Origin of the sequence: Kribbella amoyensis, from assembly GCF_007828865.1 — a bacterium.
Classification (GTDB): domain Bacteria; phylum Actinomycetota; class Actinomycetes; order Propionibacteriales; family Kribbellaceae; genus Kribbella; species Kribbella amoyensis.
This window is the reverse complement of the sequence record NZ_VIVK01000001.1, coordinates 2,004,433-2,019,788: the sequence shown is the minus strand read 5'-3', so window position 1 is coordinate 2,019,788 and position 15,356 is coordinate 2,004,433. Positions and strand designations below refer to the sequence as shown.

Annotated in this window: 17 protein-coding genes, 1 tRNA gene and 1 pseudogene; 11 read left to right on the top strand and 8 right to left on the bottom strand. The window is 68.0% G+C overall.

All coding sequences use genetic code 11. The annotated features are described in order from the left end of the window. Window positions 1–16: 16 nt before the first annotated feature. Window positions 17–1,972: a vWA domain-containing protein gene (locus FB561_RS09715; protein WP_145805191.1), complete on the bottom strand. Its 1,956-nt coding sequence runs from the start codon at window positions 1,970–1,972 to the stop codon at window positions 17–19. Between the two features lie 99 nt (window positions 1,973–2,071). Here FB561_RS09715 and FB561_RS09710 point away from each other — a divergent pair, with 99 nt between their 5' ends. From FB561_RS09710 to FB561_RS39200, 3 genes are all read left to right on the top strand, one after another. Then, window positions 2,072–2,617 carry a helix-turn-helix domain-containing protein gene (locus FB561_RS09710; RefSeq protein ID WP_145805189.1) on the top strand — a complete coding sequence of 182 codons (546 nt, stop codon included), beginning with the start codon at window positions 2,072–2,074 and terminating at the stop codon, window positions 2,615–2,617. A gap of 245 nt (window positions 2,618–2,862) precedes the next feature. Next, window positions 2,863–3,255, top strand: a complete 393-nt coding sequence (locus FB561_RS09705; protein WP_145805187.1) for a RidA family protein — start codon at window positions 2,863–2,865, stop codon at window positions 3,253–3,255. A gap of 32 nt (window positions 3,256–3,287) precedes the next feature. Further along, a complete protein-coding gene (locus FB561_RS39200) occupies window positions 3,288–3,662 on the top strand; it encodes a RidA family protein (protein WP_145805186.1) in 375 nt (124 codons plus the stop codon). 345 nt (window positions 3,663–4,007) lie between these two features. On the opposite strand, the pseudogene FB561_RS39195 reads toward FB561_RS39200, so the two are convergent. Then, window positions 4,008–4,184: pseudogene (locus FB561_RS39195) on the bottom strand (nucleotidyltransferase domain-containing protein); the annotation flags it as partial. 274 nt (window positions 4,185–4,458) lie between these two features. On the opposite strand from FB561_RS39195, the gene FB561_RS09695 reads away from it, so the two are divergent. Beyond that, window positions 4,459–4,938, top strand: a complete 480-nt coding sequence (locus tag FB561_RS09695; RefSeq protein ID WP_145805184.1) for a hypothetical protein — start codon at window positions 4,459–4,461, stop codon at window positions 4,936–4,938. A gap of 18 nt (window positions 4,939–4,956) precedes the next feature. Here the strand turns inward: FB561_RS09695 and FB561_RS09690 are convergent. From FB561_RS09690 to FB561_RS09670, 5 genes are all read right to left on the bottom strand, one after another. Beyond that, window positions 4,957–6,104, bottom strand: a protein-coding gene (locus tag FB561_RS09690; RefSeq protein ID WP_145801226.1) for an IS3 family transposase whose coding sequence is annotated in 2 segments (ribosomal slippage) — window positions 4,957–5,825 and window positions 5,825–6,104 — 1,149 coding nt in all. Because the reading frame shifts where the segments join, the coding sequence is not laid out codon by codon here. A 213-nt stretch (window positions 6,105–6,317) separates the two neighbouring features. Continuing rightward, window positions 6,318–6,815 carry a GNAT family N-acetyltransferase gene (locus tag FB561_RS09685; RefSeq protein ID WP_145805182.1) on the bottom strand — a complete coding sequence of 166 codons (498 nt, stop codon included), beginning with the start codon at window positions 6,813–6,815 and terminating at the stop codon, window positions 6,318–6,320. A gap of 63 nt (window positions 6,816–6,878) precedes the next feature. Then, window positions 6,879–7,610 (bottom strand): phosphotransferase enzyme family protein, encoded by a 732-nt coding sequence (locus FB561_RS09680; RefSeq protein WP_145805180.1) that lies wholly within the window; start codon window positions 7,608–7,610, stop codon window positions 6,879–6,881. A gap of 10 nt (window positions 7,611–7,620) precedes the next feature. Beyond that, complete coding sequence (locus FB561_RS09675; RefSeq protein WP_145805179.1) at window positions 7,621–8,850, bottom strand: MFS transporter; 1,230 nt, start codon at window positions 8,848–8,850, stop codon at window positions 7,621–7,623. Next, window positions 8,850–10,241 carry an FAD-dependent oxidoreductase gene (locus FB561_RS09670; RefSeq protein WP_145805176.1) on the bottom strand — a complete coding sequence of 464 codons (1,392 nt, stop codon included), beginning with the start codon at window positions 10,239–10,241 and terminating at the stop codon, window positions 8,850–8,852. The genes FB561_RS09675 and FB561_RS09670 overlap by 1 nt, the downstream gene beginning before the upstream one ends. A gap of 79 nt (window positions 10,242–10,320) precedes the next feature. On the opposite strand from FB561_RS09670, the gene FB561_RS09665 reads away from it, so the two are divergent. The 4 genes from FB561_RS09665 (at window position 10,321) to FB561_RS09650 (ending at window position 12,396) form a co-directional block, all read left to right on the top strand. Beyond that, complete coding sequence (locus FB561_RS09665; RefSeq protein ID WP_145805174.1) at window positions 10,321–10,689, top strand: ArsR/SmtB family transcription factor; 369 nt, start codon at window positions 10,321–10,323, stop codon at window positions 10,687–10,689. A 28-nt stretch (window positions 10,690–10,717) separates the two neighbouring features. Next, complete coding sequence (locus tag FB561_RS09660) at window positions 10,718–11,137, top strand: arsenate reductase ArsC (RefSeq protein ID WP_145805172.1); 420 nt, start codon at window positions 10,718–10,720, stop codon at window positions 11,135–11,137. A gap of 57 nt (window positions 11,138–11,194) precedes the next feature. Next, window positions 11,195–11,596, top strand: coding sequence for an NUDIX domain-containing protein (locus tag FB561_RS09655; protein WP_145805170.1), 402 nt, complete (start codon window positions 11,195–11,197; stop codon window positions 11,594–11,596). A 170-nt stretch (window positions 11,597–11,766) separates the two neighbouring features. Further along, complete coding sequence (locus FB561_RS09650; RefSeq protein ID WP_145805168.1) at window positions 11,767–12,396, top strand: VOC family protein; 630 nt, start codon at window positions 11,767–11,769, stop codon at window positions 12,394–12,396. Between the two features lie 100 nt (window positions 12,397–12,496). Here FB561_RS09650 and FB561_RS09645 read toward each other — a convergent pair. Further along, window positions 12,497–12,569: transfer RNA gene (locus FB561_RS09645), tRNA-Arg, on the bottom strand. 119 nt (window positions 12,570–12,688) lie between these two features. Here FB561_RS09645 and FB561_RS09640 point away from each other — a divergent pair. The 3 genes from FB561_RS09640 (at window position 12,689) to FB561_RS09630 (ending at window position 15,218) form a co-directional block, all read left to right on the top strand. After that, window positions 12,689–13,243, top strand: coding sequence for a hypothetical protein (locus FB561_RS09640; protein ID WP_145805166.1), 555 nt, complete (start codon window positions 12,689–12,691; stop codon window positions 13,241–13,243). 125 nt (window positions 13,244–13,368) lie between these two features. Beyond that, on the top strand, window positions 13,369–13,968 hold the full coding sequence (locus FB561_RS09635) for a hypothetical protein (RefSeq protein ID WP_145805164.1): 600 nt from the start codon (window positions 13,369–13,371) through the stop codon (window positions 13,966–13,968). Further along, window positions 13,965–15,218, top strand: coding sequence for a hypothetical protein (locus FB561_RS09630; protein ID WP_145805162.1), 1,254 nt, complete (start codon window positions 13,965–13,967; stop codon window positions 15,216–15,218). The genes FB561_RS09635 and FB561_RS09630 overlap by 4 nt, the downstream gene beginning before the upstream one ends. Window positions 15,219–15,356: the final 138 nt, after the last annotated feature.

Here is a 15,356-nt window from a genome sequence, read left to right as displayed (position 1 = left end):
TGAGATCCAGCCGCCGTTATCGCTGGTTGGGCCAGCCCTGCATCGGGTTGCCCGGGTAGGTGGGCGGTGTCGGAGGCTTACGGCGGCGGACGACGACGGCCGTGACGGTGACCGCGATCGCCAGCAGCAGGACCACGCCGGCGCCCGCGAGGATCCAGGGCAGCATCGAGGACTCGTCCGAAGTCGGTCGCGCGTCGTCGTCGTTCCCGATCGGCCCACCGGCTTCGGTGGTCGAACCGCTCGGCGTCGGCTCCGAGGCGCTCGGTTCCGGGGTCGGCGAGGCGGCCGGGGTCTCGTCCGCCGAGCCGCCGTACTCCGGACCGGCCACCTTGTCGCCCGCGACCGCGACGTCGACGGTGACCGGGACTCCGCCAGGCGGGGTGTCACCGGAGGCCACGCCGAGCTTGACGACGATGTAGTACCAGCCGTCGACGCTCGCCTTGCGGAGCGACGAGTCGTTCGCGTTCCGGTTGAGGTACACGGCCCGCGGGGTCGCGATCGGCTTGCCGTTGCTCGGCAGGACCTTGGTGGACCCGGTGTACGCGGTGGTGTCGAAGCGGATCTCGTTGCGGATCGGGCTGAAGAGGCCGGTCCGGATGTTCGTGGTCGCCCCGTCCGGCCGACCGGCGAAGGTGACCCGGTACGCCAGGCCCTGGCCCCAGTCCAGCTTCACGCGGTAGAAGAGCTCTTCGCCGTAGTAGATGGTCTCGCCGTACCGGCCGGGTCCGCTCAACGTGGTCGCCTCGTTGAAGGAGCCGCCACCGCGAACCCCGCGCACCGCACCCGCGGGCGGCTGGGCGAACTCGACCAGGCTCGTCTGCGCCGGCTCCCCCTGGCTCCCGGTCACCGGCGGCTCGATCCGGAGCAGCAGCTCGACCGGCACCCGGTCCGCACCTCCGCCACGGGCGTCGCGGGTCACACGGAACACGTACTTGCCGGGGACGCTGCAGCCCTTCGGTTTGGACGAGCCGGCGACCGTACCGTTCCAGCTCAGCATCGTGGTCAGGGAGCCGCCGTCCTTGGCTCGGGTGTTCAGCTCGCGCTCGGACTGGTAGCAGTCGGCGCCGTTCGGTCCGGTGACCTTGATGTCGAGCACCTCGAGGTCGCGCGGGTTGCCCCGCGGAAAGACGGCCGTCGCTGCGAAGTACGCCGTGTCGCCCGCCTTCAGGTCGACGGCGTAGAAGCGCTCCTCGACCGGGTCGAGCGTGTCCAGGTACTGCCCCGGCGTCATCGTCGGGGCGGTGACCGGGTCCGCGGTCCCGGTGATCGGCTTGCCGGTGGGCTCGTAGTGACGCAACGCCCGCTCGGTGACCCGGCCCAGTACGCCGAGGAGGGAGTCCGCGTCGGTCGCGTCGTGGTACGTGCCGCCGGTGTTCTGCGCGATGCAGGCCAGCTGGGCTCGCGCGTTGGCGTCGACACGGAAGCCGATCGTGTGGACGTGCAGATCCACGCCCTGCTTGCTCAGCTCCTTCGCCACCTCGCACGGCTGCGGCGGAGCGCAGGTGTCCTCGCCGTCGGAGACGAGCACGATCGACCGCTGCCCTTCCTTCGGCAGCTGGGCCGCCGCGGTCCGCAGGGCTTGCCCGATGGGCGTGTAGCCGCTCGCCTTGGTGGCGCTCACGGCCCGCTTCAACGCGGCCTTGTCGACGGTCGTCACCGGACGGACCACGCGCACGTCGCGGCACCCCGCGGCCTTCTCCGCCCCGCTCGACCCGGTGCCCGCGCCGTAGATCGCCAGCCCGACCTGCGCCTGCGCGGGCAGCCCGTCGACCATCGACCCGACGGCGCGCTTGGCGGCGTCCATCCGGGTGCCCTTGCCGCCGACGTCCCGCGCGGTCATCGACCCGGACGAGTCCAGCACGACCATCACGGGCGACAACTCACCCTCGGCGGCCGCGCTCGGAGCATTCGCGAATGAGAACGCGCAGGCGAGCGCGGCCAGCGCTGCGAGGGCGGCAGTACGGCGTATCATGGCGTCTCCAGGCTTGACGGCTTGGACTTTCCGGTTCGGACAAGGAAAATCTAGCGTTTGCAGATGCAATTTGCAAACCGTAATCGCGAGAGAGGTGCAGTGACGGACCCGCACGCACGGAACCTCGAGCTCCAGGTGGAGTGGTACGGCGAGCCGCTGGGCGGCCGGTTCCGCCGGTTGCTCGCCGGCTTGCAGATCTCCCAGGCGCAGCTCGCGGGCATCCTCGGCCTCTCCGCGCCGATGCTCTCGCAACTGATGTCGGGCCAGCGAGCGAAAATCAGCAACCCGTCGGTGCTCTCCAGACTGTTCCAGCTGGAGGAGGCCGTCAGCGAGCCGACGTGGCCCGCCCTGTCCAAGGAGGAGCGCGAGCACCGCCTCGACCTCATCCGCGCCGCCCAGGTGTCCACGCTGACCGCCGCCCCGCCGTCGACGGGCACGCCCGAGCAGACGACGGCCGGCGCGACAGACCCGGTCGAGATCGTCCAGTCCCTCCTCCGCAACGTCGCCTCGGCCTCCGAGCTGGAAGGCGCCGCCAAACTGCTCGACGACCAGTACCCGGACCTCGCCGAAGCCCTCCGCATCCTCGGCGCAGGGCGTACCCAGGAAGCCCGCACGTACTACACCCGCGTCACCCGCCACGGCTGATTGCCTAGCGCAACCTCACGGGGTACCAAGGCGTACGGTTTTGACAAACCCACTGACGGACGGTCTGTCCACTCACCCGACAATGAGGAAGGTGATCACCACCCTCACCTGCGAGGCCGTCCGCTGGGTAGCCGACGACCCGTTCCCCGGGCTGGTCGAAGTGACCTTCACTGAGGCGACCTGACAGGAAGCTTGTTCGCTCAAATTCTGGCGGCGATGAACGGTCGTCCCTGGATACTGGCGGCATGACGCTTCGTGCCCACAATCCGGCCTCGGTGTTTCCGCCCTATCGCAACTACGCCCACGCCGTCGAGGTACCTGCCGGGGCTCGCACGCTCCACATCAGCGGGCTCAACGGCTTCGACGAGACCGGCCAGATCATGCCCGCGACCTTCGAGGAGCAGATCACCAACGTCTGGCGGCACCTGGGCAACGTGCTGACCGACGCGGGCATGGACTACACCGATCTCGTCTCGTTGCGCTTCTTCCTGACCGCGGCAGATCTCGACCCGGCGAACGTCGACGCGATCGCCGAACACCTGGGCGATCACCTCGCCGCCCGAACCGTGGTGGTACAGCAACTTCTCGACCCCGCCTGGCTGGTAGAAGTCGAGGCAATCGCCGCGAAGGTCGACTGACGGCACCGCGGCTCAACAGACAGGGACAGACCGTGAGGACGAATATCTCATCCGGCTACGCCTACGAGGAGACGTACGGCTATTCCCGCGCTGTCCGCGTCGGCGATCAGATCTTCGTCTCGGGCACCACAGCCCGCGCACCCCACCTCGACGGCGACGCTTACGAACAAGCCCAAGCAGCTCTGGCGACTGTGGCTGATGCCTTGGCCCAGGCGGGCGCATCTCTGGAACACGTGGTGCGCACGGTCGTCTACGTGCGCGACATGGCGGACGCCGACCTGGTCGCCCGAGCCCACTCGGAAAGCTTCGGAGACGTCCGCCCGGCCAGCACCATCGTCCAGGTCTCCGCACTGACGCCCGCCACAGCGAAGGTCGAGATCGAAGTGACAGCCATCCTCTCCGATTAGCTCGGCACAGCTGAAGTGCTGAAGGTTCGCAGGCTTAGGCGTTCTGGTGCTTGAGCCATTCCTCTGAGGACACGCGTTTGCCGTCAACAGTTGGGTGCAGGCGTTCCCAGGCAGCCCGTAGCCGAGTACTGCCTTGGCACTCGCCACTCGGAAGCCTCCCGCGTGGATGTCGAACACGTCTGACGGCCACTCGTGCCGATTGACCCCCCAGAAGTTGGTGAACGGGTGGGCTTCCCGGGATTCCACGAGGAAGAGTTCGACCATGATGCCGTCGATCTCGAATGCTCGCTTGTGCGGGAATCGTTTGGCCGCGATCTCGTCCACGTCGCCGGTTGCGAAGTACGTGTCCACGGCATCGAACGTCTCCGCCGGATACAGCAGGTCGATGTCGCGGTGCGGTCGGGGCGTGGTCAGTCCGAGTACTTCCGCGGCCCAACCACCGAAAAGCCACGTCCTCAGGCCGGCCAGCTCCAGCCGAGTGACGACATGCCTAACGAAGTCGAGGTCATTGGTCCCAACCATGGTGCGAACCGTAGGCGATAGCCGCCCGGCTTGGGGACGAGCATTCAACTGAACGGATATCGGCGTCCCGTGCCCTCCTGATCGCACGTCATGACGGCATCGACGCCGCATCTTCCCCGTCCGTCTGACAGCCGCCGAACTCGCCTCACAGCAGTCCCTTGGTTTCATCGGCCGGGAATCTCGTGGTGTGACAGCGAAATGGCAGTGGTGGTGGCAGAGGTTTGGCAGAGGCGGCTCCTAGGTTGCTTGGTGACCGATTACAGGAGGGACGCAGATGCGTAAGAGTGTTGGTGCGGCGGCGATGGCTGCGGCGGCGATGGGTTCGTTGGTGTTCAGTGCTGGGCCGTCTGCCGCACAGACCACAGGTGTCGACCGTGTCGGCGAATACCTGGCGTCGACGTTGCCGGCCGGGCCGCCGGAGGCTCGTGCGGTCACGGCCAACGGCGACGTGAAGTGCACGCGGAGCGATGTCAGCAACTCGTGGGTCACCTGGTGCAACCGGAAACCGGTCGATGGTGACGACGGGGGTGTCAGCGGCTTCGCGAACGTCCACAACACGCGGGTCAGCGGGTACGCCGACCTCGAGTTCACAGCTCTCGGCGAGAAGATCAACCTCCGGGCCAGCTCAGGGCTGGTGACCCATTTCGGCGTGTACGTCTGGCGCGGGTCGAAGTGGCAGACCGTCTTCAGGCACACCGAGTACGACGGGCACATCAGCAAGAAACTCGAACGGGACTGCCCCGAGTTCAGTTGACTCGTGGGGTGTGGTGGTTCAGGCCGCGAGTACGACCGGTTGAAGTGTCTCAAACTCGATGGGTGTGAGTTTGCCGAGGCCGCGTTGGCGGCGTCGGCGGTGGTAGGTGGTCTCGATCCAGGACACGATCGCCAGACGCAGTTCGTGTCTGGTGGTCCAGCGTCGTCGGTCCAGAACATTCTTCTGCAGCAGGGCGAAGAATGACTCCATCGCGGCGTTGTCGCCGCAAGCTCCGACGCGGCCCATTGATCCGCGCAGCTGGTAGGCCTTCAAGACCCGGACGAATTTCGTGGACCGGAACTGGCTGCCGCGATCCGAGTGCACGATCAGATTGGCAGTTGGTGCCCGCAAGGCGATCGCGTTCCGCAGCGCTGACACCGCCAGGGACGCCTTCATTCGTGACCCGATCGAGTAACCGACGATCCGGTTGGAGTAGACGTCCTTGATCGCGCAGAGGTAGAGCTTGCCCTCAGCTGTGGCGTGTTCGGTGATGTCGGTCAGCCAGATCAGGTTCGGTCCGGCCGCGCTGAACCCGCGTTTCACCAGGTCGTCGTGCACCGGTGGGCCGGCCTTGCGGGTCAGGCCGCGTTTCTTGGCGTGGATCGACCAGATCCGCTCCTGCGAGCACAACCTGGCGACCCGGTTCTCACCCGCGGCGACTCCGGCGTCGGCGAGCTCGTCGGCGATCAACCGGTACCCGAACGTCGGGTCATCGGCGTGAATGTCGATGGCGACGTTGATCAGGTGCGCATCGTCGAAATCTCTTTGCGTGACAGGATTCTTGCGCCACTTGTAGAAGGCTTGGGTGGTGAAGCCGAGTACCCGGCAGGTCACCGCGACAGGGATCGCGTCGGCGGCGAGGTCAAGGACCAGCGGGTACATCATTTTGGGTTGACGTCGCGGGCGAAGTAGGCCGCGGCGCGCCGCAAGATCTCGTTCTCCTGCTCCAACTGCCGGTTGCGCTTCTTCACCTCGCGCAGCTCAGCCGACTCCTCCCGAGTGGCGCCCGACTGGTGACCGTCCTCGATATCGGCCAGCTTCAGCCAGCGCTGCAGACACGACACGGAAATCCCGAAGTCCTTCGCGACCTGCGCGATCGGCGCCTCACCCTTGCGGGCAACCGCGACCACATCACGACGGAACTCCAACGGAAACGCTTTCGGCACGACAGACATCCTTCCAGCAAGGACCCAAGTCCTCACAGATCAGGAGTCAACCGAACCCGGGGCAGTCCCAACTCAGCATCCCCGACGGCACACCGGTCTACGTCGGCGTTTGCACCGACTACGGGGACCAGTGCGCGGGCCTGGGAACGCTGAAGGCCTGACCCGGGCGCCCTTGCGACTGACCGCTCCCAGTCGCAGGGCATTCGCAGACCTTCAATGGCCGCCTCTCAGCTCCTTGCGTAGCTGGGCGCAGGTGGTCTCGTAGCGGGTGATCGAGCCATCGGGATTCTGCTGGTCCCAGGCTTCGAGTTGCTCGCCGTACGCGACGTAGCCCAGGCGCTCGTACAGGGCCTGGGCTCGGGGGTTGCTCAGTTCGACCGAGATCTCGGCGCGGTCCAGGCCGCGGGCCAGGATCCGTTGCTCAGCAGCCCCGATGAGTACCGTCCCGATCCCGCAGGACTGCAAGGCCGGGTGCACGGCCAACTGCCACAGCGAACCCGCACCGGGATGCGGCACGTAGTCGACACCGCCGATCGCAACGGGCAGGTCGGTCTTGGTGCAGACGGCGAGATAGTCGACCTCCCCGTCACGTGCTCGGTCGAGTTGCCTGGCTACCTGCTTCAGATGCAGGTCACTGCCGGCGAAGCCACACGCGGCCAGGTCCGCGTCGGTCAGATCTCTCACGGCCAGATCGAGTACGACTTCGGTCATCCTCATCACCTCCTCGCGCAGTCTTCTGTGGAAATCCCCAAGGTGACAACGGGTTTCCCGACCTCAGACAGCTCGAACTTCGGCGAGACGCTTGACCGAGTACTCGTCGTCCCAGCACACGGCGGCTTCCCAGGCAGCCGACGCTTGAACGGCGACGTCGTACGCGCGATCCTCAAGTCCGGCGGCGTTGTCCGGCAACACCAGGTCGAGGTCGGGCACGTCGACATGCGCCTCGTCCCAGTCGATGAGCGCAACGTGATCCGCAGACATGCGGACGTTGCCGGGGTTGGGATCGCCATGGACGACGGAGGTCTCACGTCCGGTGAGCCGCGCCCACGCTGCACGGCATCGGACAACACCCTCGGGCGGCATCGCGCCGAGGTCGACCTTTGTCCCGGTCTCGGCGTGCAGCAGATCGGTCGACGATCGCCAGCCCGGACGCTGCGGCCAGCCCTGCGTCAACCGATGCAGCTCGCGCAACGTACCGGCCACCCGCCGCCAGTCGTCCTGCGTCTCGGGTGGCCCACCCTCCACGTACGTCATCACCACGAGGCCATCGGCGAACAGCCGGCCGTCCGCGGTCGGGATAGGTACCGGAACGGTCAGACCTTCACGGTCGAGGTGTTGGAGGAGCTCGGTCTCCCACGCGAGGTCGGCATCGCTCCTGGAGCCGAGCCGACCAACCGCCAACTGTCCATTGACGCCCAAGCTCCACACGTCATTGGCGACACCGCCGGCGAGCCGTTCGACACGAACGACGTCCTCACCCCACTGCCCGAGCACTTCCCAACCCACCGACCAGATCCTACGGGCTTCCGAGCTTGGCCGGCGCTGGTGTGGCAGGGGTCGGGAGGTAGCGGGTCGTGGTGAGAGCCGCAGCCGCCAGGGCGCAGGCGGAAGCCGCAGTGAGGATGAGGAGTGTGTAGCCGTGGGCGGTTGCCACGGCGGCGGCGATGGTGGTTGGGGTGCCGAGGATTCCGGCGATGGTGGCGTATCCGCGATCGCCGTACCGGTCGAGGATGATGGCGGGTTTCGCCAGCGAGGCGACTCCGAAACCTAGGCCGAAGGCGATCAGGCAGCCTGCAGCTCCGGCGATGCTGTGGCCGGCGGCGGGTAGGAGCGCCAGAGCCGCGCCTTGCAGAAGAACGATGCCTGCGGTGATCGAGGTCATGGGCAACCATCGGCGCAGGATCGTGACAGTGACGCGGCCGGTGACTGACAGGAGACCGAGGAGGCCGGTCAGGGTTGCGGCGGTTGTCGGGCTGTGGCCGAGCCGGGTCAGGTACGTGACGAGGTGGACGCCGATGACGGCCAGGGCCGAGCTGTGCAGAACGAACGCGACCGCGAGCATCCAGAAGCCGGCATCGCGCAGCACCCGGCTGGGTCGACCTGCGTTGCGGTGTACCTGTGACCGTGCTGGTGCCGGCGCGGTCGAGCGCAGTACGAGGGCGTGCAGCGGGATGGTGACGACGGCGAGCACGGCCGCGAGTACGACGAGGGTTTGCCGCCAGCCGTAGGCGTGGATGAGGTGGCCGGTGAGCGGGATGAAGATCGAGCTGGCGAAACCGGCGACCAGCGTCACGCTGAGCAGAGCTGTTGTCCGGTGTTCCGGTGCGGTGACGGCGACGACGACCGCGAAGGCCGACGGATACAGCACCATCGCCGACGCGACGCCGAGGACGACGAACACGCCGTACAGCTGACCCGGCGACTGCACCCGCGACCATGCCAAGACCGATCCCGCGGCGATGATCGCACCGACCGTCATCAGCGCGTGACCGCCGCGGCGGTCGAGCCAGCGTCCGACCGGGATGCCGAGGACGGCGCTGATCAGCGACGCTGCCGTGAGCGCTCCGGTCGCGAGTGTCGCGGAGACGCCGAGCTCGGTCCGGATGGGCTCGAGCAGGGCGCTGAAGGCGTAGTACAGCGTGCCGTAGCTGACCGTCGTGGTGATCGCGAGCGCCGCGACGACGTCTCGACGGACACCTCCGCGACCGGTGGTGACGCGGCCGGTCGCGGAGGTTGCCAAAGGCATCAGCCGCAGCAGCCGGAAGACTTGTCCTCGACGACGGTCAGCAGTCCGCCGCTGATACCGGTGGCCAGTCCGCGGCCTGCCGGTGCGGAGACCTCAACCGCCTGGGGGCCCGGGCCGCAGCAACCGCCGGCCGTGTCGGCGGTGTCTCCATAAGCGAGGTTGGACGAACACACACCGGTCTCCGGGAGATCGAGCTGGACGTCCCGTGCGGCTTCCCAGTCCCCGGCCAATGCGGCGACGACAGACCTGGCCTGCTCGTAGCCGGTCGCGAGCAGGAACGTCGGCGCACGACCGTAGGACTTGGCGCCCACCGCGTAGTACCCGGGCTCGGGATGCGCCAGCTCGTCGACGCCGTGCGGCGGAACCGTGCCGCACGAGTGCTTGTTCGGGTCGATCAGCGGTGCCAGCGCGCGAGTGGAGCCCAGGATCGGGTCCAGGTCCAGGCGCAGCTCGGACACCATGCCGTGATCGGGCCGGAAGCCGGTTGAGTTGACGACGGTATCCGCGACCACCTCCCGCTCGCCGGACACGAGCCGCACCCGGCTGTCCGCGGCGCGCGCGATGGCCTCGATCCGGAACGAGCTGACCAGCTCGACACGGCCGGACTGTACGAGCTTCTTGAGCCGGGAGCCGAGTGCACCCCGGGCGGGCAGTTCGTCAGCCTCGCCACCGCCGTACGTGCGCGCCTGGTCGGTGCCTCGCACAACCCACACAACCTCGGTCCCCGGTACCTCCTTGGCGAGCTGACCAAGGTCGAGCAGCGTCGTCGCGGCCGAGTGCCCCGCGCCGACGACCGCCGTACGACGCCCCGCGTAGCGATCCCGGTCGGCGCCGAGGACGTCGGGCAGCGCGTGCGCAACGCCTTCGACGGTCTCGACCTCGCCGCGGGCCGGGATGCCCGAACCGCCGAGGACGTTCGGCTCACGCCAGGTACCGGCCGCGTCGATGACGGCCGACGCCAGCAGCTCGGTCCCGTCAGCGAGCCGGATCAGGAAGGGCGCGGCCTCGCGGCCGGTGGTGCGGATACGGTCGAAGCCGACCCGCGTCACGGCGACCACGGGCGCGTCGTAGCGGATCCGGCCGTCCAGCTCCGGCGTCTTCGTCAGCGGCGCGAGGTAGGAGTCGATGAGGTCGCCGCCGGTCGGGAGCTTGCCCAGGTCGGGTTCGGTCCAGCCGGAGCGTTCGAGCAGTCGGCGAGCCGCGGAGTCGATGTCGTAGCGCCACGGGCTGAACAGCTTCACGTGCCGCCATTCCTCGATCGCCGCCGCGACACTCGGACCGGACTCCAGGACGGTGAACTCCACGCCACGCTCCGCGAGGTGCGCGGCGGCCGCAAGACCGACCGGCCCCGCACCGATGACGACGACCGGCGCCCCTGTCTGCTCGCTCACGATGCCAACTCCCTATCTTGAAGATCATCGAAACAACAGTCAGCTTGCCTCGTGATTCGACAACAGTCAAGATAGACACATGTCAAAACAGGAGATCGTGTTGACGCCCGTCCCGGGCGCGGGCTGCTGCGCGCCGATCTCTGACACCGCCCTCGACCCAGCGGGGGCCGCCGAGGGCGCGGTCGTGTTCAAGGCGCTCGCCGATCCGATCCGGCTTCGGTTGTTCTCGATCATCACCTCGGCCGGTGACGAGGTCTGCGTCTGTGATCTGACGCCTCAGTTCGACGTGAGCGGGCCGACGATCTCGCATCATCTGAAGGTGCTGCGGGAGGCTGGCCTGGTCGACTGCGAGCGGCGCGGCACCTGGGTCTACTACTGGCCGGTGCCCGAGCGGCTGCAGTGGATCGCCGGCCTCCTGGCCGTACCGGAGACCACCTCGGCACATTGAGCACCGAAACCAGCGCAGGAGCGTCCTCGTGAGCAAGCCCACCGTCCTGTTCGTCTGCGTCCACAACGCCGGACGCTCCCAGATGGCCGCCGGATGGCTCCGGTCCCTGGCCGGTGACGACGTCGACGTACTGTCGGCAGGCTCCGAACCCGGAGGCCGGATCAACCCCGTCGCCGTCGAAGCCATGCGAGAGGTCGGCATCGACATCACCGCGAACACACCACGGCTGCTGTCGCCCGCGGACGTGCAGGCCAGTGACGTCGTCATCACCATGGGATGCGGCGACGCCTGTCCCTTCTTCCCCGGCAAGCGCTACGAAGACTGGAAGCTCACCGACCCGGCCGGCCAACCGATCGAGGTCGTCCGCCAGGTCCGCGACGAGATCCGTGCCCACATCGAGAAGCTGGTCGACGAACTGCGAGCCGACCAGGACCGGCTCCAGCTTTGATGTCCTGGGAGGTTGATCAGGCTCGAGCCTGTCGGATGTCCATGCTCTACTGCACGAATGCACAAGGTCGTTCTTGGCGCGCTGGTTCGCAGGGATCGAGTTCTCCTCGTCCATCGGAGCCCGAACAAGCGCGCGTATCCCAACGTGTGGGACCTGCCCGGGGGAATCATCGAGACCGGCGAGTCAGAACTGGGCGCACTCACGCGGGAACTGCACGAGGAACTCGGCGTAGAGATCGCGACGGACTCGGCCTCTCACCTGTGTCGGCTGACCGCAAGACCTGCCGAAGAGCCGGTACTCCTCAGCGCCTGGCTCGTCCGTGACTGGCAGGGAACACCGGCGAACGTCGCCCCCGAGGAACACGACGACATCGGATGGTTCGGCCTCGACGAGATGCCGCCCCTCGCTCACCTACCCGTACACACGGCCCTGGTGGAAAAGACCAGGTCATCCACCTGACGGATCCGGTCTTCCGCTGGTGGCGAGCGTGTCGGTTGCGCCGCCGGGCGGCCAGCTCGCCGTGCTAATCTCAACGTCGCAGGCGCGGGTTCAACCCCGGTCGTAGGGCGCAGCGGCACAGCAGCCGAAAGGGCAAGGCCCACCTACTTCAGGACCGAAGAGGGAGCGCCATGCCCAAGCTCGAAACCTACAAGAAGCAGGCGAAACTGCTCGTTCGCTGGCACCGCGAAGGAAACTTCTCGATCGGTGGTCGCATCCGACAGCTCGCGCGCTATCGCACGCTGTCCGACCGCGAAGCACTCGCGCTGAAGTTTCCCCTCACCGAAGCCCAAGTGATCATCGCCCTCGAAGCGGGCTGCGCCAGCTGGGCCGAACTCAAGGCGAGCACGGAAGCGGCCCCGCCCACCGACGAGCAGCCGGAGACTCGGAACACGGCGGCCGCGAGCGCCAAACCGGTGCTGTACGTCGCCGACGTCGAGGCCTCCGCCACGTTCTATCGGGACCAGCTCGGCTTCCGGATCGACTTCTTGCACGGCAACCCGCCGTTCTACGGGTCGGTGTCGCGCGGCGGCGCGACCTTGCACCTGAAGTTCGTCCACGAGCCGGTGTTCGCGGCCGGTGCCGCAGAACGAGAAGGGCTCATCATGGCGTTCGTCGATACGCCGAACGTCCGCGAGATCTACCGGGAGTATCTGGCCGCCGACGCCGAGATCGTGCAGAAGCTGACCAAACAAGCGTGGGGCGGCACCGACTTCATCGTGCGCGACCCGGACGGCAACGCGATCGCGTTCGTCGGCTGAGTCCCGACGCGGGCCGAGGCATGCCGGCCGACCTCCTTGTTCGGGCCTCTGGACAGAAAAAAGCCCAGGTCAGAGAGTCTCTGCCTGGGCCTTCGATCTGCGCGCTCGGAGGGATTCGAACCCCCAACCTTCTGATCCGTAGTCAGATGCTCTATCCGTTGAGCTACGAGCGCTGGACAACGTCGAGTAACGATACATGGAGACGGGCTGGGGGTGTTAATCGGCTGCCCGAGGGCGACTCGCGGGGATCTGGTCGGGGGTCGGCGGGAGGGTCTGGGGCTAGATTCCGGGCATGGATATCGGGGCCCTGCTCGGTGGGCGGGACATGGGGGACGTGTCGAAGGCTGTCGGGTTCGTGGTGGAGAACTCGGACGACTTCGAGAAGGTGCTCAAGCTGGTGCGTGGGCTGCCGGACGACGCGGTCGGGTTCATCGGGCGGTTGCCCGAGTTGCTGAAGACGATCGGTGGTGGGTTGGCCGAGGCCGGGGATCAGGCGGCGAAGGCGGCTTCCGCGTTGGTCGGGGACGACGGCGAGGGCGGGGCCCGGCGGGCGCTGAGCGGGAGCGCGGACACGATGAACGCGGCCAAGGACCGGTTGAAGGACGCCGCCGGGATGCTGGCCGGGCTGGCCGGTGAGCTGGACAAGATCCCCGGCATCGGGGACGCGGCGGCGAAGCGGCTGAACGACGGGAGCGGGCAGATCGGCGGGGTCGCGACCGAGATCGAGAGCCTGGCCGGGAACCTGCAGGACCTGTCCGGGATCCTCGCGTCGGTCGGCGAGGCGCTGGCCGGCCTCGGCGGCAAGTTGTCCGAGTCCGGCGGCTCGGTCAAGACCCTCCTCGGCTGAGAACACCGACGCAGCGGAACTCAGTGCAATTAGTCCGGAACTCGGTGGAACCGGTGCGATCCGGTTCCACGTCTAAGACCGCATGCCGAGGCAGCGAACGTTGAGTGGTCAGGGAGAACCCAGCCATGGCTAAGGTCACGGGGGTGGCGCGTCGAGTGGTTCGGGGTACTGCGATCGCCTGCGGTGTTGCCGCGGTCGCCGGGGTGGGATTCGGGTTCGCGGCCGGGAAGCCGGTGAGCCCCGACGAGATCGCGGTGGCGCGGAAGCTGCCCGGGGACCTGTGCGAGCGGATCGGTGACATCTCCGCCTTGTTGCCCAAGGCCACGACCCCGGCCGCGCTGGTGCAGACCGGGAGTACCGAGGTGCACTGCCATGCCGAGGTCGCGGCGTCGCAGCAGACCACGTACACGTCCGGCACGCTCGACATCTACGTCACGCCGCACGCCGGCAAGCAGGGCGGGGCGAACCAGCCGCCGCTGCGCCCGGACACGATCGCGCGGCAGGCGTTCGACCGGGAGACCGGGCAGGCGTTGAAGGACCGCCCGTACCCGACGAAGGTCGACCGCTCCGGCCGGACCGGTGGCCAGGACTGGTCGATCTCGGTGGCCGTGGTCCGCGACGACCTCGTCGTCCGGGTCGAGTACTCGGCCCACCCGGTCACCAAGGAGAAGGCCGAGCAGGCCGCACTCGTAATCGCGGACCGCGCGATCTGGGAGGCGAAGTGACCAGCACCCCGGAGATCAACGGGTACCGGTTCGACCAGCGGCTGCTGGACCACCCGCTCGCGGAGATCTGGCGCGGCCGGTCGTTCACCGGGATGGAGGTCGTCGCCCTCGTACTGAGCGAGGCGGGCGCGGCCGATCCCGTGGTGCGCGAGCGGCTCGACCAGGCCAGCCGGGTCGCCGCGCTCGAGCCCGGCCGGCAGCAGACCCCACTCTGGGCGGCCAACCTGACGGCGGTCCGGCCGTACGCGATCACCCAGCTGGTACCGGGCGAGTCCGGCGCCGAGCGGTTGATCGATCCGCTCGACGGGTTGATCGGCAACGACACGGCCTCCGTCGACGCCGTCCGCGCCCAGCTCGCCCAGTACGGCGCCGCCCCCATCCCCGCCGAAGCCGTCCAGGCCACCGCCCAAGACGCACAACCCCTAGCCGATCCCACCCAAACCCATGCGCCCGCGACCGGCCCGGAGACCGATCTCGCGACCGGCGCGAGCGGTGGCAGCCTGGGCGCCGACGGGGCTGATGGGGGCGACGCGACGGATGAAGACGGGGAGCGGAAGCGGCCTTGGATGTATGTGGCTGCCGTTGCTGCTGTCTTGGTGGTCTTCAGTGTCACGTTCTCGGCCGGGGCGGCGATCGGGGCGGCGGTGAAGGACGACGGGCAGGCTCCGCAGAGTGCGCCGCCGGTCGCGGTCAGTCCGAGCCCGTTGCCGACGCCGATCCTGCTGCCCGGGATCCCGAAACCGTCCGGGATCACGTACGTCCCGCCGGCGGTCGGGTTCGAGGGGCTCACCGGGGTCTCGTACGAGAAGGGCGCGGACATCCAGGTGGTCGATGATCTCGGATTGCCGTTCAACTTCGGGTTCCCAGCGCCGCCGATCGCCGACGAGCGGATCGCGGCCGAGTCGTCCTCGATCATCTACCGCCGGGTGACGAACTCGGACCCCCGGAACGCGCGTCTCGACGTCCGGATCGCGGTGCACCCGTGCCGCGACCTGGCCGGCTGCCTCGCGGACCGGGCCGGGTTCGACCAGGCGTGGACCAAGGAGTACAAGGCGCCGCGGCCGACGGACGCCAAGGACGGGCGGACCTGGTTCACCCGGCAGCAGGGACCGCCGTACGCGCTGACGATGACGCACGCGTTCGCCCGCAACGGACAGTGGTGGCTCGTCGGGGTCGCCGCGACCGGGCTGCCCGGCGAGGAGCAGGCCGTCCAGCGGATCGTCAACGACATCTGGCGCCAGACCCCCTGACCGACCGCTCCGACGGCCGCCGGACCACAAGCACTCCGACCCCGGCCGTCGTGACTCGACCACCGGACGTCACCACCGGACGAAGTACCGGAAAACAGCTCTTCGGACCGCAGACCGGCCCGCGCGATCACCGCGCGT